Consider the following 22,425-nt stretch of genomic DNA (forward strand, 5'->3'; position numbering starts at 1 on the left):
TGCCGAACCTGCTGAAGCGGGACTTCGGGGCCGACCGGCCCTGGATGAAGCTGGGCACGGACGTCACCGAGTTCAGGGTCGCCGGCGGCAAGGCGTACCTGGCGCCCGTCTACGACATGGGATCGAAGGAGATCGTCGCCTGGGACGTAAGCCGGCGTCCCGACCTCGCCCAGCAGCGAAGGCTGCTCGCCATGCTCGAGGACCGTCTGCCCGAGGGCGTCGATCCCGTGCTCCACAGCGACATGGGATGGCAGTACCAGCACCGGTGGTGGCGCGACCGTCTCGCGGAACTGGGCATACGCCAGTCCATGAGCAGGAAGGGCGACTGCATCGACAACGCCGCGACCGAGCAGGTGTTCGGCCATCTCAAGGACGAGTTCTACACCGGCCGCGAGTTCGCCTCCTACGAGGAGTTCGAGACCGGTCTGAACGAGTACATCATCCACTGGAACACCAGACGACGCCAGAGACGGCTGGAGGGACGCACCCCGGAGGAATTCCGGAGTATGTCCCTCGCAGCCTGATCAGGTACCCTTAATAAACCGCGTCTAACAATTGGGGCGCAGTTCAGGCGTACGAAGGCCCCTCATCAGTCTCGCTACGCTCGACAGCTTCCCCCAATGGGGGAAGCCAAAATCGCCGGGCAATGCGTGCGGCATCAAGGCGCGGAAGACGAAGGCGTACAAAGGTACGTCGAGTCTTCCGCAACGCGGATGACGCTCCATTGCCCGGCGATTTTCAGATGTCGTAGCGCCAGGAGCGATCAGTCGCCACCCGTGCCATCGCCAGTCCGATGGGCAGGCAGATGATGACCATGAAGGCGCGGAAGGCCCAGTCGAGGGCGCTTTGGGTGTTGAACTGGGCGAGGTAGAACATGGCACGGTACATGTACATGCCGGGAACCATGATGACGATGGAGGGGACGGTGAGGCAGATTCGGGGGTAGCCGAGGTGCGGGGGGAGGATGCCGCGGCGGACGGAGGTGCGCCAGGCGGCGGCGAGGAGGCCAGCGAGAAAGGCGCCGATGAAGGTGGCGACTTCGGGGGGCATGTTGAGGAGATCGGTGAATTCGAGTCGGAGGGTGTCGGTGATGGCACCGATGGAGGCGGCGACGAGGCACATGCGCTGAGGGGAGTTGAACATGACGGAGAAGCCCCAGACGCCGATGAAAGCGAAGACGAAGCGGAGGATGCCGGTGATCCAGGGGTCGAGACCTTGGGGTTCGAAGCCTTGGGGGTTGAGCATGACGATGCGGGCGACGGCCCAGCCGGCAAGGGTGGCCATGAGGATGATGGAGAGGGCGTAGGCGAGGCGCTGAATGCCGGAGGGGAAGTCGATTTTGGCGATGTCGAGGCCGCCGGTGATGAGGGGGAATCCGGGGATGACGAAGAGCATGGCGCCGATGTAGGCGGTGTCGTGGGCGAGGGCTATGGGATCGTAGAGTCCGATGAGTCGCAGGGTGCCGGTGCAGGCGAGGGCGGCGACGAAGACGGCGACGAAGGTGACGAAGAACTGGTTGAGGTGTTTGGCGAAGAGACGACGGCGGAGGTAGTGGCCGATGCCGGCGCCGACGAAAGCTCCGGCCATGTCGTAGAGACCACCGCCGAGGAGGAAGACGAAGGATGCGCAGGCGATCGCGGAGGCGAAGCCTGCGAAGGCCGCGGAATACAAGGGTTTACGGTGTTCGATGAGATCGAGTCGTTCGTGCGCCTGGCGAACGGTGATCGGTTTGAAGTTCGGGTCGGAGGCATTGGGTGCGAGACGGCCGACGTGATCGAAATGCTGGGCGTACTCGCCTTTCGGCGGCTGATGGTTACGTGATTTCCTGGGTTTCGCGGGTTTCGATGATGATTTGGGGTTGCCGGCGTTGGTGCTGCCGGAATGGGAATCCTGGTGTTCCTCGTCATGCATCTGGCGAACGACCGGGTCGTCGGCGTCGATTTCTTGCTGCCGCCGGATTTCCGCTTCACGCTCCTCACGGGTAGTGGCGGTGGTGGATTGCACGGGAACGTCGCCGGACAATGCTGACGTTGACGCATCGGCGTTGTCGGCCGTTTCGCCTGCCATCCGCTGTTCACGCTCGTTCTGCCGTACTTCTTTGGCCGCCTTCGCGGACAACGCGGAGACGTCACGGACGTTGAGGTTCTCGACGAGACGGTCGGTGATCTCCTCTCCCCTGTTGTGGTAGACGGCGGAGTGGCCGAGGTTCACGCTGAACCAGTCGGCGAAATGTTCGAGCAGCCAGATGCGTTCGGTGTTGACGCCGGTGGTGGGCAGGTCGATGACTTCGGTGACGCGGCTTTTGCCGTCGGTGCAGGAGGCTTCGATGTCGGTGAGGTTCACGTCGGCGCGGACGTGGACGCCGACGGGATAGGCGATGCGGTGCATCATCTGCCGTACGCGGAAGCTGCCGGTGCCCGCGCCGAGGTCGAGCATGCCGACGCGCACGATCACGCTGGTTTTCGCGGCGATTCCGGCTTCCATCACCGGTTTGTCGAGGTCACGCTCGATGTCTTCCATATCGAGCGGGATGGAATGCGTATGGTATTTGGTGACTTTGTCCACGCCGGCTGGAATCGCGGCGACATGAGGGCCGGCCGTATTGTTTCTCTTCCCGAAAATCTTCCCGAAAATCACGGTTTCATGTTTACCCGTCGCCCTCGTGCGGCTTCAACACCACGGCAAACCACGACCATTATGTGAACGAAAATATGAGATACCCCGACCGGCAGATTGCAAAACTCGCATGTTTTGCACGGTCACACTATCGAATGTCCACGTATCGGACAGGAATTTCCTCGACTTTTCAAACAAAAACCATCGCTCACGAAAACTGTTGGTAATAAAACGCGGAAACGCGGCCATAGAATGGTGGGGCGTCTGTTCACCGGCTTTGGGTTTGGAACGGTCGGCAGCAATAACTGCGGAGGAGCCGCAGAAAGCCGATAGACGAACAACCGGTGAGAGGCAAAAGGAGGTCTGGATGACATCAACAGACGAAACGATCAAAGCGGCCGACGCCGGCATCGTGAGCACCGGCACCGGCACGAAGGTTGCGGAGGAGCAGGGACTCCCAAGCGATCTTCGTTTGGACATGGACTTGTTCCTACGTCTACTGCGCACCGCTTTGAAGGAATACGACGAGGATCTGCTCGAAAAGTTCGACAACCTGCTGGACTACGCCAATGAGGCGACCAGCGAGGAGTTCGGCGGCACCGGTTTGGGATACCGTGATCCCGATCCCGAGCAGGCAGGCTTCGAAAAGGCCGTGAAGCTCATCGATTCGGTTTCCGTAGCCGACGCCACACTGCTGGCTCGCGCGTTCGCCACATACTTCCATCTGGCGAATCTTTCGGAGGAGAACTACCGAGTCAACGTGCTGCGAGCCCGCGAGAAGGAAGTCCCGCTCAACGCTCCCACCGACCCGATCAACGAGATGACCGGCGCGTATCAGCGCATGATCAAGGAGTGCGGACCGGCGAAGGCCAAGGAACTGCTGAACAAGCTGGAGTTCCATCCGGTGTTCACCGCGCACCCCACCGAGGCTCGACGCAAGGCCATCGAAGGCAAGATCCGTCGCATCGCCGAACTGCTGGAGGAGCGTCCGCGTCTGGGCGGCTCCGATCTGGCCGAGAACGAGCGCATGATGCTCAACGAGATCGACGCGATGTTCCGCACGTCTCCGATCGCGCTGAAGAAGCCGACTCCCGTCGAGGAAGCGGATACGATCCTCGATATCTTCGACAACACGCTTTTTGACACCGTTCCCAAGGTGTACCGCCGTTTCGACGACTGGGTGCTGGGAAGCGACGCCGGCAAGGTGCCGCCGATCTGCCCCGCGTTCTTCCACCCGGGCAGCTGGATCGGTTCCGACCGTGACGGCAACCCGAACGTCACCGCCCGCGTCAGCCGTCAGGTGGCCCGCAAATTCTCCGATCACGTACTCGCCAAGCTTGAGGAGGCGACCCGCGAGGTCGGCCGCAACCTGACGCTGGAATCCAAGGACACCAAGCCGTGCGCCGGCCTGCTGGACCTGTGGAGCCATCAGCGCGAGATGAGCGAGCGTCTGACCGAGAAGGCCGAGCTGATCTCCACCAAGGAGCCTCACCGCGCGGTGATGCTGGTGATCGCCGACCGTCTGCGTGCGACCATCGATCGCGACCACGATCTGATGTACCACTCCTGCGAGGACTACATCTCCGATCTGAAGACCGTGCAGAAGTCGCTGGCCGACGCCGGTGCCGCACGCTCCGCCTACGGCCCGCTGCAGACGCTGATCTGGCAGGCCGAGACCTTCGGATTCCACATGGTCGAGATGGAGTTCCGTCAGCACTCCGTTGTGCACTCCCGCGCTCTGGACGACATCCGCGAACACGGTCTGCACGGCGAACGCGGCGAACTGCAGCCGATGACCCGCGAGGTGCTCGACACCTTCCGCGCCCTCGGTTCGATCCAGCGCCGCAACGGTCAGAAGGCCGCCCGCCGATACATCATCTCGTTCACCAAGTCCGCGCAGAACATCAAGGATGTGTACGAGCTGAACCGTCTGGCGTTCGCCCATCCCGAGGATGTGCCGGTCATCGACGTGATCCCGCTGTTCGAGCAGCTTGAAGATCTGCAGAACTGCGTCGACGTGCTCGACGGCATCCTGAAGATCCCCGAGGTTCAGGCTCGTCTCAAGGCCACGAACCGCAAGATGGAGGTCATGCTCGGCTACTCCGATTCCTCGAAGGACGCCGGCCCGACCACCGCTACGCTGGCTCTGCATGATGCCGAAGCCCGCGTGGTGGCATGGGCGGAGGCCAACGACATCGATCTGACGCTGTTCCACGGTCGTGGCGGCGCGGTCGGTCGTGGCGGCGGCCCCGCCAACCGTGCGGTACTCGCCCAGCCGAGGGGTTCCGTGAACTGCCGCTTCAAGCTCACCGAGCAGGGTGAGGTCATCTTCGCCCGCTACGGCAACCCGACGCTGGCCGTGCGCCATATCGAGTCCGTGGCTTCGGCAACGCTGCTGCAGTCCGCTCCGAGCGTTGAGAAGACCAACACCGAGATGACCGCGAAGTATGCGGATATGACCAAGCAGCTTGACGAGGCCGCCCATGAACGCTTCCTCGACCTGCTGGGCACTCCGGACTTCGCCCCGTGGTTCTCGATCGTCACCCCGCTGACCGAGGTGGGTCTGCTGCCGATCGGCTCCCGCCCGGCGAAGCGTGGTCTGGGTGCCAAGTCGCTCGACGATCTGCGTACCATCCCGTGGGTGTTCTCCTGGGCTCAGGCGCGAATCAACCTCGCCGCCTGGTATGGTCTGGGCACCGCCTGCGAGAAGTTCGGCGACCTCGATACCCTTCGTCAGGCGTACGAAGAATGGCCGCTGTTTTCCACGTTCATCGACAACATCGAGATGTCGCTGGCCAAGACCGATGAGCGCATCGCCAAGCTGTATCTGGCGCTGGGAGACCGCGAGGATCTCAACACCAAGGTGCTGGAGGAGATGGAGCTCACCCGCAAGTGGGTACTGAAGATCGTGGCCGACGAGTGGCCGCTGCAGCACCGTCATGTGCTCGGTCAGGCCATCCGTATCCGCTCGCCGTACGTGAACGCCCTGTCGGTGCTTCAGGTGCGTGCGCTGCGTTCGGTGCGTCGCCGCGACGAGAAGAACGAGCTGAGCAAGTCTCAGACCGCGGACTTCATCTATCTGATCCTCTGCACGGTTTCCGGCGTCGCCGCAGGCCTGCAGAACACCGGCTGATCTTCGGTTCGGCACGACTTCAGGGAGATCCCCGTCATGGGGGTCTCCCTTTTTCGTTCCGTATCGGGTCTCGTATCGTATTTCAACGCCGTCCCGTATATCCCACCCGCCCTTCACCGCCCGCCGATTGCCGCGGCCACGGCACATAACACGACGGCATACGACGACATACACTGATACCGGAAAAACACACGAAAGGCAAAGAGGCAAAGAGGCTGTTATGGATGCGAGCACACGGGCCGATGGCGCATGGAGCCGACTGGTCGAAGGCAATCGACGGTTTTCGGAGGGCGAAGCGGAGCATCCGTGGCAGGACAGGGAAACGCGCGAACGGCTGATCGGCGAACAGACGCCGGATGCAGCCGTGCTCAGCTGCTCGGATTCACGGGTGCCGCCGGAGATCATCTTCGATCAGGGGATCGGCGATCTGTTCACGATCCGCACGGCCGGTGAGGTGGTGGACGACGCTGTGCTCGAATCATTGGAGTACGCCGTCCAGCATCTCGGCGTCTGTCTGATCGTGGTGATGGGTCATCAGAACTGCGGTGCCGTAGCCGCGGCGATGAAGGTGATTCAAGGCGACGAATACACCGAAGACGAGGGGTTCCGCTCGATTCTGATGCGCGAGGTGGGTGCCTCGGTGCGTCTGGCGTTCGACTCCGATCTCGATACCGCGGAGGATGTGGAGCGTATTCATGTGGCGCAGACGCTGGAGGCGCTGGTCACGGATTCCGCGGTGATCCGCAATGCCGTGCGAGCCGGTGAGGTGTCGCTGGTGGGCGCACGCTACCGGCTCGACAACGGCAAGGTGGAGGTGCTGTCGTTCTGAACGACGCTTTCCTCAACCTTCTCCAACCTCCCACCGACCTCCCCCAGTCAGCGAAGCTGACAGCCCCCTCCGGAGGGGGCGGGGGCTAGGCGGCGAGCAGGTCGAGCATCTGGGCGATGTTCTTCTTGCCGAACTCCACTTTCTGCGATCCGTCGGCATGATCGATGACGATGCAGGGCACGCTCATCACGCCGTAGTGGTCCTTGAGTTCAGGGAAGTGCGAAACATCGTACGCCTCAGCCTTCACATTCGGGCTCAGCGAAGCGACCCGCTGGGCGGACAGCACGGTTTCGGGGCACATCGTACAGGTGAGCGACACGAGCAGCGTCACATTCACCGGGTCGGCGATGGCCGCGATCCGCGCCTTGAGATCGTCATCCAACGGCTGGCCTGGGCCGGCCGCATTGTAAAGACCAAGCACGAACGAGTTGAACTCGTGCCCGCTCGGCACGCCGTGGAATGCCAGTCCGGTGAATTCCAGATCCCCGTTCTCGCCGGCGACGCACACCCTCACACACGGACGGGCGTCGGGCAATACGACGGACGGGTCGAAGACGGCACGACCGGTATCGTCCAGTTCGGCGTCCCCCGCCGCCGCTCCCGTTTCGTTCACGATCAGCTTCCCGGCGGAGATGCGGGCCATCTCGCCGACGAACGTCTTGAGCTCCTGGGAAAGCGGGGTGCCGTCCAGATCCAAGGCCAGCGTGACCGGCCTGGTCATCTTGGAGAACACCATCTTCAGCTGCGATTTGATCGCGTCGGAGAACAGTTCGCCCGGCTTGGCCGCGCTCTTCGACGCCGCCGCGGCATCGGCGCTGCGCTTCGCGGGCGCCGGAGCCGGGGTCGTACCGGCCTGAGCGGCCGCAGCGGTCTTCGCCTCGGCCTTCTCGTATGCGGTTTCGGTCGGGCGCGGCGGCACCAGACCGGTCTTCGCCGACATGTCCGACGCATACCGTTCCAGCTCAACCGCGGCGATCGCACCGTCCGCCGTGGCCGTGACCACCTGACGCAGGTTCTTCACCCGCAGGTCACCGGCCGCATACACACCCGGCACCGAAGTCTCCAGATATCCGTACGTCACCACGTAACCGTGATCGTCCAGTTCCACGATGCCCTTCACCAGATCGGTGGCGGGCACATATCCGGCGAACACGAACACGCCGAACGTGCCCTCGTCGGCCGGCTTCCACGTCTCGGTCTCGCCGGTCTGCACGGATCGAATCGTGGCCTCGCGCAAACCTCCCTGACCGGCCGTCACGCCGTCCAGCACGGTCTGGTACCGGATTTCGATCTTCGGGTTGCGCTTCGCCTCGTCGGCCACGGACGCGTCGCAAGTGAAATCCTCCTCGCGGATCAGCATGGTGACCTTGCTGGCATACTTGGTGAGGAACACGCTTTCCTCGGCGGCCGCGAACCCGCCGCCGACGACCAGCACCTCCTTGCCGGTGAAGAATTCACCGTCGCAGGTGGCGCAGTAGGCCACGCCACGACCCGCGTACTCGGCCTCGCCGGCGAATCCCAGTTTGCGCGGCGAGGCGCCGGTGGCGATCAGAATGCCGAACGCGTGCAGATCGCCGCGCGTAGTGTGCACGGTCTTCACGTCGCCGCTCACATCAAGGCCGGTCGCCTCGGCGCTGAGGAACTCCGCGCCGAAATCCTGCGCCTGCTTGCGCATCGTGCCGGTGAGCGCCTTGCCGGTGGTGGTGCCGACGCCGGGATAGTTCACCACCTCGTTGGTGATAGTGATCTGTCCGCCGAAATCATCCTTTTCCAGAATCAGTACGCGATACCGGGCGCGGGCGAGGTACAGACCGGCGGTGAGGCCCGCGGGGCCGCCGCCGATCACGATGACGTCATACAGTTTTTCGGTGTCGATGTTGCTCATACGAATCCTTCCGGGAAGCATCCCCTACATATAAAACCTCCCGCCGCGCATACCGTGCGGCGGGAGCGAACGTCGATCACATCAGATGATCGGATAAACGGTGAGATCGAAACGGTCAGAACCGGCCGATCAGAGCTGGCCGATCAGACGGTGATCAGCAGTACTCAGAACCGGCCGATCAGAGCTGGCCGATCAGAGCTGGCCGACGAGGTCGAGACTCGGCTCGATGGTCTCCTCGCCGGGCTGCCACTTGGCCGGGCACACCTGATCGCCGTGCTCGTAGACGAACTGGGAGGCCTGAACGCGGCGCAGCAGTTCGTCGGCGTTACGACCGACGTTGGAGGAGATGACCTCGTAGGCCACGACCTTGCCTTCGGGGTTTAGGATGAAAGTGCCGCGCTCGGCCAGACCGTCGGCCTCATTGTAGGTGTCGAGATCCTTGGCCAGCTGGGCGGTGGGATCGGCCAGCATCGGGTATGCGATCTTGGCGATCTTCTCGTTCGCGTCATGCCAGGCCTTGTGCACAAAGTGGGTGTCGCAGGAAACGGAGTAGATCTCACAGCCGGCCTTCTGGAACTCCGGGTAGGCCTCGGCAAGATCCTCCAGCTCGGTGGGGCAGACGAAGGTGAAATCGGCCGGGTAGAAGAAGAACACCGACCAGTGGCCGAGGATGTCGGCCTTGGTGACCTCGTGGAACTCGTTGTTCTGGAAGGCCTGGGCAGTGAAGTCGCAGATTTCGTGCTGCAGCATCGTCATGATGGTTCCTTTCCTGTCGGGCCGCCTGACGTGGTACGAACATGATCGCGTGATGCGAAACGGTCGGTATTGAGATGGGCGATCGGGTTGGCGGTACGGTAGCGAACGCCGTCGGTACGCCATCAGTACGTCACGTCACCACGTCAGCGGAACCGGCTTGTACGTATTTGCCATCGTAGCCCACCGCATCGTCGGCCCGCCGAAGCTTTGCGGTGGGCCGCTGTGACGTTTCTCACATGGCAGACAATGTTCATTATTTGTTCAGAGTGGGCGGGCTCCGGGACAGTCTCCGGGACGATTTCCCGGGGACGGTCTCCCTCGTTCAGACCGACCGATCGGGGTGAAGGTGCGGGAGATCGGGGCGAATCTCCCTATCGGGCGGATGGCCGGATCGCAGGCCATGTTCCCAGTCCCGCCCGATCCCGCTGCACACCGCCTAGTTCCGCCGCAGGCCGCGATCTTGGTTAGGGCGTTCGTTAGATTGAAGGCATGTCACTTGGTCTGAATATTCTCCTGATTTTCGTGTTCCTGCTGCTCGGCAGCGTCTTCGCCGGCACGGAACTGGCACTGGTGAGCCTGCGTGGCTCGCAGATCGATCAAATGGAGCAGGAGGATATTCGCGGCGCCCGCGTGGCGAAGATCGCCCGCGACCCGAACACCTTCCTCTCCACCGTACAGATCGGCGTGACGCTATGCGGTTTTCTTTCCGCATCGTTCGGCGAGTCGTCGATCTCCCCGTTCATCGTCCCGGTGGTGGAAAGCTGGGGCGTGCCCACGCATATCGCGGCGCCGCTGACCACGATCGTGCTCACGCTGGTGATCTCCTATTGCTCGATCGTGATCTCGGAAATGGTGCCCAAACGCATCGCCATGCAGAAAACCGAGGCGATCGCCCGCGCGGTGGTGCCCGCGATCGACGTGTTCGCCACGATCTGCCGGCCGATCATCTGGCTGATCGGCAAGAACACCAACGGCATCGTGCGCGTGCTGGGATTCGACCCGAACGAAACCGAAAGCGAAGTCAGCGACGATGAGCTGCGCGTACTGGTCTCGTCCAACACCAACCTCAGCAAGGACGAGCGCGTGATTCTCGACGACGTGTTCGACGCTTCGGAAACGATCGTGGCCGAAGTGATGCGTCCACGCGCCGACGTGGTGTTCATCGACGGCGATATGCCGATCTCCGAGGCCGCCGACTTCGTGCGCGACAAGCCGTACTCGCGGTACCCGGTGATCGGCAAGGATTTCGACGACGTGCTCGGCTTCGTGCATGTGCGCGATCTGCTCGACATCCGCAACCCGCAGGCCGCCACCGTGGCCGACGTGACCCGCGAAGGCATTTCCCTGCCGGGCACGTCGAAACTGCTGCCGAGCCTTTCGCTGCTGCGCCGTCGCGGCATTCATCTGGCCATCGTGATCGACGAGTATGGCGGCACCGATGGCATCGTGACGCTGGAGGACATGACCGAGGAGCTGGTGGGTGATATTCGCGACGAATACGATCTGCCCAGCGAGGCCGGTGGACGCAAGCCCGGTTCGGCGTTCGTCGGCGGCGTGGCGCGCATCGATGGCGGCATGACCATCGAGGACTTCGACGAGCTCACCGGCATCGAGCTGGAGGACGGCCCGTACGAGACGGTGGCCGGCTACTTCCTCGCCAAAACCGGCGAAATGGGCAAAGTTGGCGCGGTGCTGCACTCAGACGACGGGTACGACATGGTGATCACCGAAGTGGACGGCCGCCGCATCCAGACCATCGAAGTCCGCCGCAGTGGTGCGAACCCGCCGGCGGAAGGGGGTGCGGGGGCCGGCACGGGTGCGGGGCGTCCGCCCTCCGAGCCTGCGTGAGGCTTCCCCTACGAGGGGAAGCTGGCAGCCGAAGGCTGACTGATGAGGTGGATCGAATAACACACCTGCCGACTTCCAACCAACGCTTTGCCCACACCCCTCATCAGTCGACTACGCCGACAGCTTCCCCCAATGGGGAAGCCCCCACGGGTACGCGGACTCCTGATATGGCGAAAGACTCGCCGAGGGCACTCGACGCAACGGCCGACGGCGAAACGCTCACATTGTTGCAGACGTTCGGATACCGTGCTTCCACATCAGGCACTGGACACAGTTCGCGGCAAACCACCGCCTAGAATTGGTCGTACGTGCGTATTCGCAATGTGAAGGACATCCGCAAAATCAATTAAAGAAAGAAGGATGATCATGACGCTGAAATTCACCGTTCCCGGCCTTTCCGAAGAGCAGGCCGAAAAGACCATCGCCATTCTGCAGAACCGACTCAGCCAAGAGCAGGAGGCCGCCCTCGTGCTCAAGCACGCTCACTGGAACGTGCAGGGCCCGAACTTCATCGCCGTGCATGAAATGCTTGACCCGCAGGTCGAGGTCGTGCTCGCCCAGGCCGACGAAACCGCCGAGCGCATCGCCACGCTGGGCGGTTCCCCCGATGGCACGCCGGACGCCATCGTGCGCAACCGTTCCTGGAAGGGTCTTGATCTCAAGGGCCGCGCTTCCACCGAGGAGTACATCAAGGCGCTGATCGACTACTACGACGTGTTCATCACCGATGATCGCAAGGCCATCGAGGAGCTGGACGAGCTCGATGTCGTAAGCTCCAACATCATTCAGGATCACGTTCAGGCGCTGGAGCTGTTCCAGTGGTTCCTGCGCAGCCACATCGCGTAGCGGCCCATACCGGTTTATCGGCCGATTTATCGGCCGGTTTATCGCAAAAACCCGAGTTGTGAGGCTTTGTTTGACGAAGGGGCCCATTCCCAATTCCGCGCAGTCCCCAAACCGTTGAAATTCCGCGGACGCTATATGCGAGAAATGCGGCTTCCAAGAACCAAAGCCTCACAACTCGGGTTTCCTATGGAATACGGTTTAATTCGCGGCGAAGACGCCGCCATTGGGGCATAAAACGGTCCATACTGCGTTGGAATCTCACCCCGTGACCATGCTCCCACAGATGGGTGAGCTCGTGCACCAGCACGTATTCCAAATACTGAGGCGGCAGATACGCCAATTCGAGATTCAGCCGGATCCGACCAGTGGCCGGCGTACACGACCCCCATCGCGTGGACATGCGGCGCAGTGAAATATTCGTCGGCCTGCGACCGATGATCGGAGCCCAGTATGCCAACAGACTCGGCAGCCAACCGTTCAGTATCGCCTTGGCCTCCCGCTTGCGCTCCTCGCTCCATGGCTGGTCAAGCATCGCCACCGGCTGATCAGCATGGGTACCAGCGGCATCCGCGGTACCGGTATGATCATGATCGGCGTCTTGGCCGGCCGCTCTACGACCAGCTTCCTCCTGCCTCGCCCGAGCCGCGGCGACCTTTTCCTGAGCCTTGTCGATCCATTGCCTGCGGGATGCCACGAATCGAGCGACCACATCGTAACTGGCCCTCGCCGGGGCCGTGACCTCCACACGACCGTCCGGCGGCTTAACGCGCAGATACATGTTCTTCACCGTTTTGCGCGTCACCTTCACCCGCACACCCTGTACGTCGATGATCTCCACCGAAATCGTTCTTCTGGCCATGATTGCTCCGTCCGGATCGCCGACTGTTTTCCTTAACCCGCATTGCCCGTCGATTGTACGGAGCTGCGAATGCGGAGATACGAAAAAGCCCCGCAATTCACGGGGCTGAGATCGTGTCCGGGATGGGAGTTGAACCCACACGCCTGTATAAAATAGGCACTAGCACCTCAAGCTAGCGCGTCTACCATTCCGCCACCCGGACAGGTGTCATCATCAATAACAGACTTTGCGATAACAGAGGGAAAGTGTACCACATCCCGGCGAATCCACAAAAATCATCCGGCAGGTCATCGTGATTTACAGCCGCGACGCCCACTCCACGCCGAACAGCGATCATATATATCCGTCACGGCTTAGCGCAATGATCCGCAACACGCCATATGCTATTTGTCATATATGCATTGTGTTATATTAGAGCCACGCAGCCCAGAACTACGGAGAAGTAGAATCGGTGACTGCCATCGCAAGCCGACGCCGGCCGCAACCGGTATCGACGCCAGCCGAACGTTCACACCCGACGAAGGATCGACACATGCTGAAACTGGACTATCTGCTGCTCGGCGTTCTCGCCCTGAAGCCACAGACCGGATACGGCCTGAAAAAGTACTTCGACACCTTCGGTCGATTCCAACGCTCCAACACGCAGATGAGCCAGATCTATCGCACGCTCAGCCGCATGGAAAGCGACAACTGGGTAAGCTCGCGACTTCTCGACGGAGACAACCCCCGAAAAGCCCGCGAATACTCGATCACCGAAAGCGGGTTCACAGTATTCATGGACTGGCTCTCCAGCCCGTACGAGCCCCCGTCACGATTCCAAGACCCCGATTTCGAGGCCCGTATCGCCTTCGCTGGGTTTCTTTCGGTCGATCAAGTGATTTCCCTGCTCGACACGGAAATCACCGTCCGCGAAAATCAGGTACGCAAATATCGACATCGAGACCGCTCGCTGCCCACCGACAATACGGAATGCGATCAGGAGCTCAAAACGATGCTTGCCGAGTGGAACCACCGAACCAGCTGCGAGGAGATGGACCACCATATTCGTCAGGTCAAGGCACTGAAGAGCGAACTGATCGACCTGCAACGACGTCGCGAATAGTCGACCGACCAGACCTGGCAGACCCCCGTTTTTCACAACCCTGATCCACTAGATCAGCAAGACCTCACACGGATCTGCCCCCACCGACGTCACAGCCAAAAGCATCGACGTAAAACCTGAAACCCCACTCCCCCAGTCAATTGCGCCCAAAATGGCCATAGGATCACCAAACAAGAAGAAAGGAACCCTCAATGAAGAGAGCCATCATCCTAATGTACGACAGCCTCAACAGGCACATGCTACCCCCCTACGGCGATACCGTGGTGAACGCACCGAACTTCGCCCGCCTGGCTGCCAAGGCCGTCACCTTCGACAATTTCTACGCTGGATCGATGCCCTGCATCCCCGCCCGGCGCGAACTGCATACCGGCCGATACAATTTCATGCACCGATCCTGGGGACCACTTGAGCCCTACGACGACTCCATGCCGCAGATCCTCAAGGATCACGGCATCTACACCCATCTGGTCTCCGACCACCCCCACTATTGGGAGGACGGCGGCGCCACCTTCCACACCCGCTACTCCTCGTGGGAGTTCTTCCGAGGGCAGGAAGGCGACCCGTGGAAGGCCAACATCGGCCTGTTTCGTCAGCAGGAGGACGGGCCGAACAACGGCATCCCGATCGTGAAGCACGACGCCGTGAACCGAACCTACATGCCCACTGAAGCCGACCACGCACAGACCCGAACCGTCGATGCAGGCATGGAGTTTCTGGAGACGAACGTCAACGAGGACAACTGGATGCTCCAGCTGGAGCTCTTCGACCCCCATGAGCCGTTCTTCGTGCCTCAGGCCTACCGGGATCTGTATGGCCAGGATCCCGACGACGATCAGATGGACTGGCCCCCGTACGAGAAGGTGAACGAATCCAAGGAACTGGTGGAAAGCGTGCGTCTGCAGTATGCCGCACTGGTCTCCATGTGCGACCATTCACTCGGCCGCGTGCTCGACTTCATGGACGAACACGACATGTGGAAGGACACTCTCCTGTTCGTGAACACCGACCACGGATTCCTACTCGGCGAGCACGGCTGGTGGGCCAAGTCGGTACAGCCGTGGTTCAATGAACTGGTGCACCTGCCGCTGTTCATGTGGGACCCTCGCACCGGCGGCAAGGACACCCGCAGAGGAGCCCTCGCTCAGACCATCGACATCGCCCCGACCATGCTCAAGTACTTCGGCCTGGAACCCACCAAGGATATGGAGGGGCATGATCTGGCGCAGGTGCTCGCCAATGGCACAGAAAGCACTGCGACCGGCACGCACCCGACCGCAGACACAACCAACGCAGGCATTCATCAGATCCATGAAGGCGCGCTGTTCGGCATCCACGGCGGTCATGTGAACGTGACCGACGGCCGATACGTATATATGCGTGCGGCAAAGGACCCGTCAAACCTGCCGTTGGACGAATTCACCCTCATGCCCACGCACATGCGCATGCGGTTCAGCCCGCAGGAGCTGGCGAATTGGGAGCCGGCCGAACCATTCAGCTTCACCAAGAACACCCGCGTCATGCGCATTCCGACGCAGAGCATCTGGATGAACCCCTGGCGGTATGGCACGCTGCTGTACGATCTGGAGACCGACCCCGGTCAGCATCACCCCATCGACGATCCCGAGGTCGAGTTGCGAATGCTCAGGCTGCTGGCAAAGCTCATGCACGAAGGCGATGCCCCGGAAAGCCTGTTCCAGCGTCTGGGAATTCCGTTCGAAGGCGAGATCAACGAAACGCATCTGCTGGTTCGCGAGCAGAAGGATCGCGCCGAGGAGATCGCCGAACCGATTCCGCTCGACATCAACAAGGAACCGTTGGTTCATAAGCCGCTTGCGGAGCTGGAGGATGATCTCGTCACCCGCCCGATCATCGAGCATTACATTCCCTCATGGACCCACACCGAGCTCGTCGCGGTACCCCCACAGCTCAGCCTGCTGGATCTGGTGAAAACCGCGATTATCCCTGTTGACGTCCTTCAGGCCATTTGCGAAGACGTCAAGAACGCCAACAGGTAGCAGCCCTTCCCACGACGCGCATAGGAGCGCGAAAAGTGACCCGGTTGCGGAACATCAACGGCCATTGACGTTCCGCAACCAACGGGATCACCCTCACACAACCGATTCTTCCGGGCCTGCCAGCCCGTCGATCGATTGCGACAACCCCCATTTGCCATATCTTCAGAAAGGCTATCCTCATGGTAGAGGACGTGACGACCAAGACACAAGGAAATACCAATCCAAGTACGCCGGGAACCGCCGCCGAAGCGAAGGTGCCTCACCGTTGGCGTAATCTCGCCACCCTTACCGGCGTAATGGTGGTGGACAATACGGAGGCGAGCGCCACCAACTCGATCTTCCCCGCCATTGCCAGCTCGCTTCACCTCGACAGCGGCCATCTTGGCATTATGACCGCCGCAGGCAAAGTGCTGTCCGCCCCGTTCGGCCCGATCTGGGTGAAGATCTCCGACAAAATCGGCCGTAAGGCCACATTGGTGCTCACCGGATTGTTCGGAGCGCTGTTCGGCGCTATGGCCGGTTTCGCCAACGGATGGACCATGCTACTGATCTCGGTGGCTCTGATGAGCGCCTCGGTAATCGGCGCGCAGCCGATCGTCAACGCGGTGATCGCCGATAGTTTCGACGACAAGGAACGAGGCAAGGCATCCGGCATTCTGTATGGTTCCATCAACGGTCTGGCTGCATTGGTAGGCCCAGCGCTCGCGCAGTTCACCGGTATTGATTCCAACGGCTGGCGTTATGCGATGTGGACGCTGTCCGGAATCATGGTGGTGGCTTCGATCATCGTGATCTTCGCATTCAAAGACCCGGGAGTGGGTGCTTCGGATATTCAAGTTTCCGGAGCGAACGCGAAATCCGTGGACGAGAAGCCGACGATGAAGGAGATTCTCGGCTTGTTCAAGATCCCGTCCTACACAATCATGATGATCTCCCGATTCCTTTCCGGCCATCTGTTGATTCCGATCTTCGGCATTCAGTTCCTGGTGCTTGAACGCGGATTCACCAATGCGACGGCATCGATGGTGCTGCTGCCGTTCGGCATCGGCGCGATCGTCGGCAATCTCGGCGGCGGATGGATCGTCAAATGGCTGGACGTGCACGTCAAGCATTACGGTCGTATCGGGTTCATCCAGTTCGCTCAGCTGTTTTTCGCTCTCGGCGCGTTCCTTGGCACCCAATTCATGTATGACGGCATCACGGTGTATGGCGTGTTCTGGTTCATCATGGGTCTGTCTCAGGGTCTGAATCCGCCGGTCAACCGTCCGATCGTCGCGTCGGTGGTGCATCCGCGTCTGCGCGGTCAGGCGTATGCGATCTGGCTGACCATCTTCGAAACCATCGCCTGGGCAATCTTCTCGGTGGCCTGCGGCCAGCTTGCTGACTTCTGGAGCATTCAGACAGTATTCCTGTACATCACCGTCGGTCTGCTGGTGCTGAACGCGATTCTGCTGGCCGGCCTGTACAAGACCTACCCGAAAGATGTACGTCGCGTGGAAATGCAGTTGGAAGCTGAACGCGCGTAAACAGAAATCCCCGGAATGGAGATTACCCACGGAATGGAGATTGGAGTTTTCGATGAAACGATTCCCCGGCAGCGTCTACGACCACGGTTCCGAACCGGATCCTCGGTTCACGTTGGCCAATGAGCGGACGTTTCTGGCGTGGTGCCGCACTTCGTTGGCTCTGATCTCCATCGCCGTGGCGCTCGACAATATTTCGGTGCGCATCGATCCAACGGTCAAACTCGCTGTGGTGCTGACGGTAATGGCGATGGGTATTGCGCTGCCGGCCGCGGCATGGCGAGACTGGGCACATAATGAGAAGGCCATGCGAGTCTCGGCCCCATTGCCCAGTTCACTGGCTCAACTGTTACTGGCGGCAGGCGTGACGGTCTGTTCTGCAGCCATGCTGATCGGCATGGTGATGGCATGGTAGGCGGAACGGCAAACACCATCGGCCGAGACGACGTGGTGGATAAAGGCCTGCAGATCGAGCGGACCCGGCTTTCCTGGAAACGGACAGTTCTCAATATGACCGTCTTCGCGATTCTGGCCCTGCGGATACTGCCGATGTACTACGCCGTATGGGGTGCCGTCGTCGGCGTGATCGGCGTAGCAGTCACCGTGATCGCGTGTGTGGAATATCGTCGACGAGCCTCTTTCTACACGATATGGTTCGTCAACGTGGATGCCGTACGCAAAACCGGCGGCTTTACCCCGTCGGTCCCACCCCCGCCATCAGAGCCATATACTTTCCCCACACGGAAACGCCAAAGCGCGGACGGCCGAGGTCCACTGGCCATCGCTCTTGGCATCAGCGGCTGCTCCGCAGTCTGTCTGATACTGGCGCTGTCCACGGTTATGTAATCCGCAAACCGATAGACAACCAGCAAAACCAGCGACCCGCAAAACCAGCAGACTCCACGCCATCAGCCGACATTACCCCCGATCAGGAAAGGATCGTTGCCATGCTTGCCGCCGATCGCCGCAATATCCCCTTCTCCGCCGTCTGCAAACCGGCCGGCGCCGCCTGCAACATCAACTGCGAATACTGCTTCTTCCTGTCCAAAGACCTGCTATTCGATGAGCGTGGCCAGCGGATGACAGACGAGACCCTAGAGATCTATATTCGCAAATATCTGGACGCCCAGCCGGACGGTCCGGTGGAGGTGCCGTGGCAAGGCGGCGAGCCAACGCTGCGCGGGGTCGAGTTCTTCGAACGCACGTCGGACCTGATCCGCCGATATGCCCGCCCCGGTCAGCGTGTGCGCCAATCCATACAGACCAATGCCACGCTGATCAACGAGCAGTGGTGCGAACTGCTCAGGCGCGAGAACTTCCTCGTCGGAGTGAGCTTCGACGGGCCGAAGGAGATCCACGACCGGTATCGCGTGAACAAGGCCGGACGCGGTACTTTCGATCTGACAGCGCGCGGATGGCGGCTGCTGCAGCAGTACGGCGTGGATACGAGTCTGCTATGCACGGTAAACAGTAACAATTCCCAGCATCCGCTGGAGGTATACCGGTTTTTCCGTGACGAGCTCGGAGCAGAATACATCCAGTTCATTCCGATCGTGGAGCGCGTACCGCGGCGATACCGACGAGAGGCCGAACACGGATGGATCAAAACCAGCGGCGAGCGGATCCTCTACCGTCAGCAAGGCGATGAGGTGACTTCGCGAACCGTTCGGGCGGATGACTACGGCCGATTCATGACCACGATTTTCGACGAGTGGGCGGTGCACGACGTGGGACGTGTATATGTTCAGCAGATCGATTCGATGCTGGCGAACTACTTCGGCCATCCCACGCTGTGCACGCATTCGCGCACCTGTGGAGATGCACTAGCAGTGCTGCACAACGGAGACGTGTACAGTTGCGATCATTTCGTGGAACCAGGGTATCGACTGGGCAATATCGCCGAGACGGATGCCGATTTCGCCGGAATGCTGGCCTCTGCGCAGCAGAAGGCGTTTGGAGACCGCAAATGCGGAATGCTGCCGGATCGCTGCGTGAAGTGCCCAATGCGGTGGGCGTGCAATGGCGGGTGTCCGAAGGACCGACTGATTCGGGTGGAAGGCGAACGGTTCCCAGTGAATTACCTGTGCCGCGGGTTTTATCGGTTCTTCAGCCATGCGACGCCATACATCGTGCGTTTGGCGCAGGATATGACGATTGGCCGGAGCCCGGAGGCGATTATGCGTGGCATGAAGGCGATGATGGATCGGGATACGCGGACTTTGCCGCTGGAATCGGTAAGCTAACCGGGCTGCGAACCAATCAAAATTAGGTGCGACACGCCGATTAGACAGATCTGGGGTCGGTCGCTATTCTAATTACTTGTGCGATTTCGAGATTGCACAAGGATCGGGCCCGTAGCTCAGGTGGTTAGAGCGCATCCCTGATAAGGATGAGGTCGGAGGTTCAAGTCCTCCCGGGCCCACGCAGAAAACGAAAGCGGCTTACAGGCCGCTCTTTTTTTCTCAGTTCACTGTTCCGAATTTCGGTGGTGCGATTTCGCTGGTCTGACCAGCTGGATTGCGGTTCACCCGGTTCGGTACAATGAATATGTTTGGGGCTATAGCGCAGCTGGTAGCGCATCTGCTTTGCAAGCAGAGGGTCGCCGGTTCGAACCCGGCTAGCTCCACTACTTAAACCCTCGGAATTGCAACGATTCCGAGGGTTTTTGTTTTATCTGCCAAGAGGCAAATCTAGGTCGTTTTAAGCCCTTTTAATCACAGCTAATCGCACGTATATCGCACGACACGCCGAAACGATCTCATGACAGAGCTGATTGCATGACCGGGTATAGGTATACCGAGTCACGCACTCATCAAACCCTTGCAATTGCAACGATTTTGGAACATCGTCACCGGGCACGCCCATACCCGGTGACGACTGGCATACCCGGTGACGGACCCACAGCCACATGATCAGGCTTCCTCCACAGGGGAAGCCAAGAGACCAGCTCACAGGCTCACCCCGGCGACAACGGACCCGCCCCCACGGCGACCGCACCACGGTCAGTCCCGCAGACGATCTCACCCGCGGACGGCCGCGTCCAATCACCGCACGGTCCGATCCCACGCGTTCAGGCAATCACAAGGAAAACCGGCCCGGACTCCAAGCCAAACGCATCGTTGCACACAGAAACCACGGGTTATATGGGACATGCCGGCGGAAGGCAAGGCAAGGCCCCGGAAAGCCAAGCCGAACCGGAAGCGGGCCGGACCCCGCGGAAGACACCGCGCACGCCGAACGGTCACCACGACCACGACGCGCGCAGGCCGGCCGGGACGGTCCGATAACGATAACTGAACCTCTCTTCTTCTCTCTTCCTCTCAGCCCCGGCGGACCGCAACGCCGGGGCTTTTCCTGTGCCGCAATCGATCCGCTTTACCGCAATCGATCCGCTCTGTCACAATCGATCCGTTTTGCTACGGCCGATCCACCCTGGTTCGTGGACACCAGACCGCCGTCCGTGTCGTCACAATCGATCCGTTTTGCTACGGCCGATCCACCCGCGGCGATCCAATCCACATAACAACACGCCCCACGCAATCCACACAGCTCATCGACCGAACAAAGCACCAAACAAACAAGCAAACGCACTTTATACCAAACCAAAAACCGTCTCAGCTATAAATATATTTTTATCTTTCAACATTATCGATATAAGATTACAATATAATTATTAAAAGCATAGAATGATGGAACAGACGAAGAGCAACGAGAAAATCGTATGATCGAGCGAACGAACTACCTCGAATGGATCACATCCCTAAAGGACAAGCACGTCATCAAAGTCATCACGGGCGTCCGACGAAGCGGCAAAAGCACGTTGCTCAGGCAATACCGAAACCAGCTCATGCAGCATGGCATCCCGGCCGAACAGATCATCGCCATCGATCTCGACCTGTTCGAGAACGAATCTCTTCGCGAAAAGCATGCGCTTCATCAATACATCATCGACCGTATGCAGCCCGATCGCATGAATTATATCTTCATCGACGAAGCACAGCGATGCCCGGGCTTCGAAGATGCCGTGGAAAGCCTGTACTCCCACGATCTGACCGACATCTACATCACCGGCTCCAATGCGCACATGCTGTCATCCGAACTGGCCACGCTGCTCTCCGGAAGATTCATGACCATCCCCGTTCTGCCACTATCATTCAGGGAATTCTCCCAAGCCCGCGCCGAAGTCGATCCCCGTCAGCGCTTCTACCAATACTTGGAATGGGGTGGATTCCCGGAAATGTTGCAATTCATCGATAATCCTCCATCCGCCTCCAGCTATCTTGAGGGCGTCTACAACACGGTATTGGTCAACGACGTTTCCGAACGCCATGCCATTCGAGACATGACCGCGCTCAAGAGAATCGCACGATACATGTATGCCCACGCCGGATCACTCATTTCGGCAGGAAAAATACAAGGGGCCCTCACCTCGGCCGGACACAAAATCTCGCAGCCGACCGTTGATAGCTATATCGATTACCTCACCGACGGCATGCTGTTTTATGAAGCGCAACGATTCGACTTGAAAGGCAAGGACTATCTCAAGCTCCTCGCAAAGTACTATGCCGTCGATACCGGGCTAAGAAACTACGTGATCGGCTACCGTTCCGAAGATATCGGTCACATGGTGGAGAACATCGTCTATCTGGAACTGCTACGGCGACGATACCCCGTTCTCGTCGGAACCGTAAAGGGACGTGAAGTCGATTTCGTGGTCAAGGAACAGTACGCGAATTCGTACATTCAGGTAGCGCTAACCATTCAGAACACGGAGACTCTGGAACGGGAGAAAGCCTCGCTGAAGGCCATACCCGGCTACGAGGCACGATACGTCTTTGCTCTGGATACCCCTGCCGTGGCCGATAAAGACGGCATCCGGTATGTCAATATCATCGACTGGCTGCTCGGCAACGATCGGATACTGCCTTAACGATACCGCCTAGCACAACCATGAATCACTGAGAATGCAGTGTTGCGGCGAACAATCCGCAGAGTTATGCACGGGGTGTGGAT

General features: G+C 60.1%; 16 protein-coding genes and 3 tRNA genes. 14 read left to right on the forward strand and 5 right to left on the reverse strand.

Annotated features, from left to right (window positions below; translation table 11 throughout):
- A partial coding sequence (locus Uis1B_RS04530; RefSeq protein ID WP_133124840.1) for an IS3 family transposase occupies nt 1-524 on the forward strand: 524 nt, incomplete at its 5' end.
- A gap of 214 nt (nt 525-738) precedes the next feature.
- Here Uis1B_RS04530 and Uis1B_RS04535 read toward each other — a convergent pair.
- Nucleotides 739-2,520, reverse strand: coding sequence for a threonine/serine exporter family protein (locus Uis1B_RS04535; RefSeq protein WP_101616056.1), 1,782 nt, complete (start codon nt 2,518-2,520; stop codon nt 739-741).
- A gap of 463 nt (nt 2,521-2,983) precedes the next feature.
- Between Uis1B_RS04535 and Uis1B_RS04540 the strand changes: the two genes are divergently transcribed.
- Both Uis1B_RS04540 and Uis1B_RS04545 read left to right on the forward strand, forming a co-directional pair.
- Nucleotides 2,984-5,749 (forward strand): phosphoenolpyruvate carboxylase, encoded by a 2,766-nt coding sequence (locus Uis1B_RS04540; RefSeq protein ID WP_101616011.1) that lies wholly within the window; start codon nt 2,984-2,986, stop codon nt 5,747-5,749.
- 220 nt (nt 5,750-5,969) lie between these two features.
- On the forward strand, nt 5,970-6,578 hold the full coding sequence (locus Uis1B_RS04545) for a carbonic anhydrase (RefSeq protein WP_101616012.1): 609 nt from the start codon (nt 5,970-5,972) through the stop codon (nt 6,576-6,578).
- 85 nt (nt 6,579-6,663) lie between these two features.
- On the opposite strand, the gene Uis1B_RS04550 is transcribed toward Uis1B_RS04545, so the two are convergent.
- Nucleotides 6,664-8,463, reverse strand: a complete 1,800-nt coding sequence (locus tag Uis1B_RS04550; protein WP_101616013.1) for an FAD-dependent oxidoreductase — start codon at nt 8,461-8,463, stop codon at nt 6,664-6,666.
- A 192-nt stretch (nt 8,464-8,655) separates the two neighbouring features.
- Entirely contained in the window at nt 8,656-9,219 is a 564-nt protein-coding gene (gene ahpC, locus Uis1B_RS04555) for an alkyl hydroperoxide reductase subunit C (RefSeq protein WP_101616014.1), read from the reverse strand.
- Nucleotides 9,220-9,708: 489 nt separating this feature from the next.
- Between ahpC and Uis1B_RS04560 the strand changes: the two genes are divergently transcribed.
- Nucleotides 9,709-11,067, forward strand: a complete 1,359-nt coding sequence (locus tag Uis1B_RS04560; protein ID WP_101616016.1) for a hemolysin family protein — start codon at nt 9,709-9,711, stop codon at nt 11,065-11,067.
- Between the two features lie 366 nt (nt 11,068-11,433).
- Entirely contained in the window at nt 11,434-11,913 is a 480-nt protein-coding gene (locus Uis1B_RS04565) for a Dps family protein (RefSeq protein WP_101616058.1), read from the forward strand.
- Nucleotides 11,914-12,097: 184 nt separating this feature from the next.
- On the opposite strand, the gene Uis1B_RS04570 is transcribed toward Uis1B_RS04565, so the two are convergent.
- Nucleotides 12,098-12,772 carry a M48 family metallopeptidase gene (locus Uis1B_RS04570; protein ID WP_243390257.1) on the reverse strand — a complete coding sequence of 225 codons (675 nt, stop codon included), beginning with the start codon at nt 12,770-12,772 and terminating at the stop codon, nt 12,098-12,100.
- Between the two features lie 114 nt (nt 12,773-12,886).
- A tRNA-Leu gene (locus tag Uis1B_RS04575) sits at nt 12,887-12,974 on the reverse strand.
- A 330-nt stretch (nt 12,975-13,304) separates the two neighbouring features.
- Here Uis1B_RS04575 and Uis1B_RS04580 point away from each other — a divergent pair.
- From Uis1B_RS04580 to Uis1B_RS04620, 9 genes are all read left to right on the forward strand, one after another.
- Entirely contained in the window at nt 13,305-13,874 is a 570-nt protein-coding gene (locus Uis1B_RS04580; RefSeq protein ID WP_101616019.1) for a PadR family transcriptional regulator, read from the forward strand.
- Nucleotides 13,875-14,065: 191 nt separating this feature from the next.
- Nucleotides 14,066-15,889, forward strand: coding sequence for a sulfatase (locus Uis1B_RS04585; RefSeq protein WP_101616022.1), 1,824 nt, complete (start codon nt 14,066-14,068; stop codon nt 15,887-15,889).
- 191 nt (nt 15,890-16,080) lie between these two features.
- Complete coding sequence (locus Uis1B_RS04590) at nt 16,081-17,415, forward strand: MFS transporter (RefSeq protein WP_207763378.1); 1,335 nt, start codon at nt 16,081-16,083, stop codon at nt 17,413-17,415.
- Nucleotides 17,416-17,467: 52 nt separating this feature from the next.
- Nucleotides 17,468-17,827 (forward strand): YidH family protein, encoded by a 360-nt coding sequence (locus Uis1B_RS04595; protein WP_101616027.1) that lies wholly within the window; start codon nt 17,468-17,470, stop codon nt 17,825-17,827.
- Nucleotides 17,821-18,258, forward strand: a complete 438-nt coding sequence (locus Uis1B_RS04600) for a DUF202 domain-containing protein (RefSeq protein ID WP_101616029.1) — start codon at nt 17,821-17,823, stop codon at nt 18,256-18,258. Before Uis1B_RS04595 ends, Uis1B_RS04600 begins: the two co-directional genes overlap by 7 nt.
- A 101-nt stretch (nt 18,259-18,359) precedes the next feature.
- The gene (locus Uis1B_RS04605; protein WP_101616031.1) at nt 18,360-19,655 is read left to right on the forward strand and encodes an anaerobic sulfatase maturase; all 1,296 of its coding nucleotides are present in this window, start codon (nt 18,360-18,362) and stop codon (nt 19,653-19,655) included.
- 105 nt (nt 19,656-19,760) lie between these two features.
- A tRNA-Ile gene (locus Uis1B_RS04610) sits at nt 19,761-19,834 on the forward strand.
- Nucleotides 19,835-19,965: 131 nt separating this feature from the next.
- Nucleotides 19,966-20,038, forward strand: a tRNA-Ala gene (locus Uis1B_RS04615).
- Nucleotides 20,039-21,133: 1,095 nt separating this feature from the next.
- On the forward strand, nt 21,134-22,342 hold the full coding sequence (locus Uis1B_RS04620) for an ATP-binding protein (protein ID WP_101616033.1): 1,209 nt from the start codon (nt 21,134-21,136) through the stop codon (nt 22,340-22,342).
- Nucleotides 22,343-22,425 lie beyond the last annotated feature (83 nt).

Source organism: Bifidobacterium margollesii, from assembly GCF_002860355.1.
GTDB lineage: Bacteria > Actinomycetota > Actinomycetes > Actinomycetales > Bifidobacteriaceae > Galliscardovia > Galliscardovia margollesii.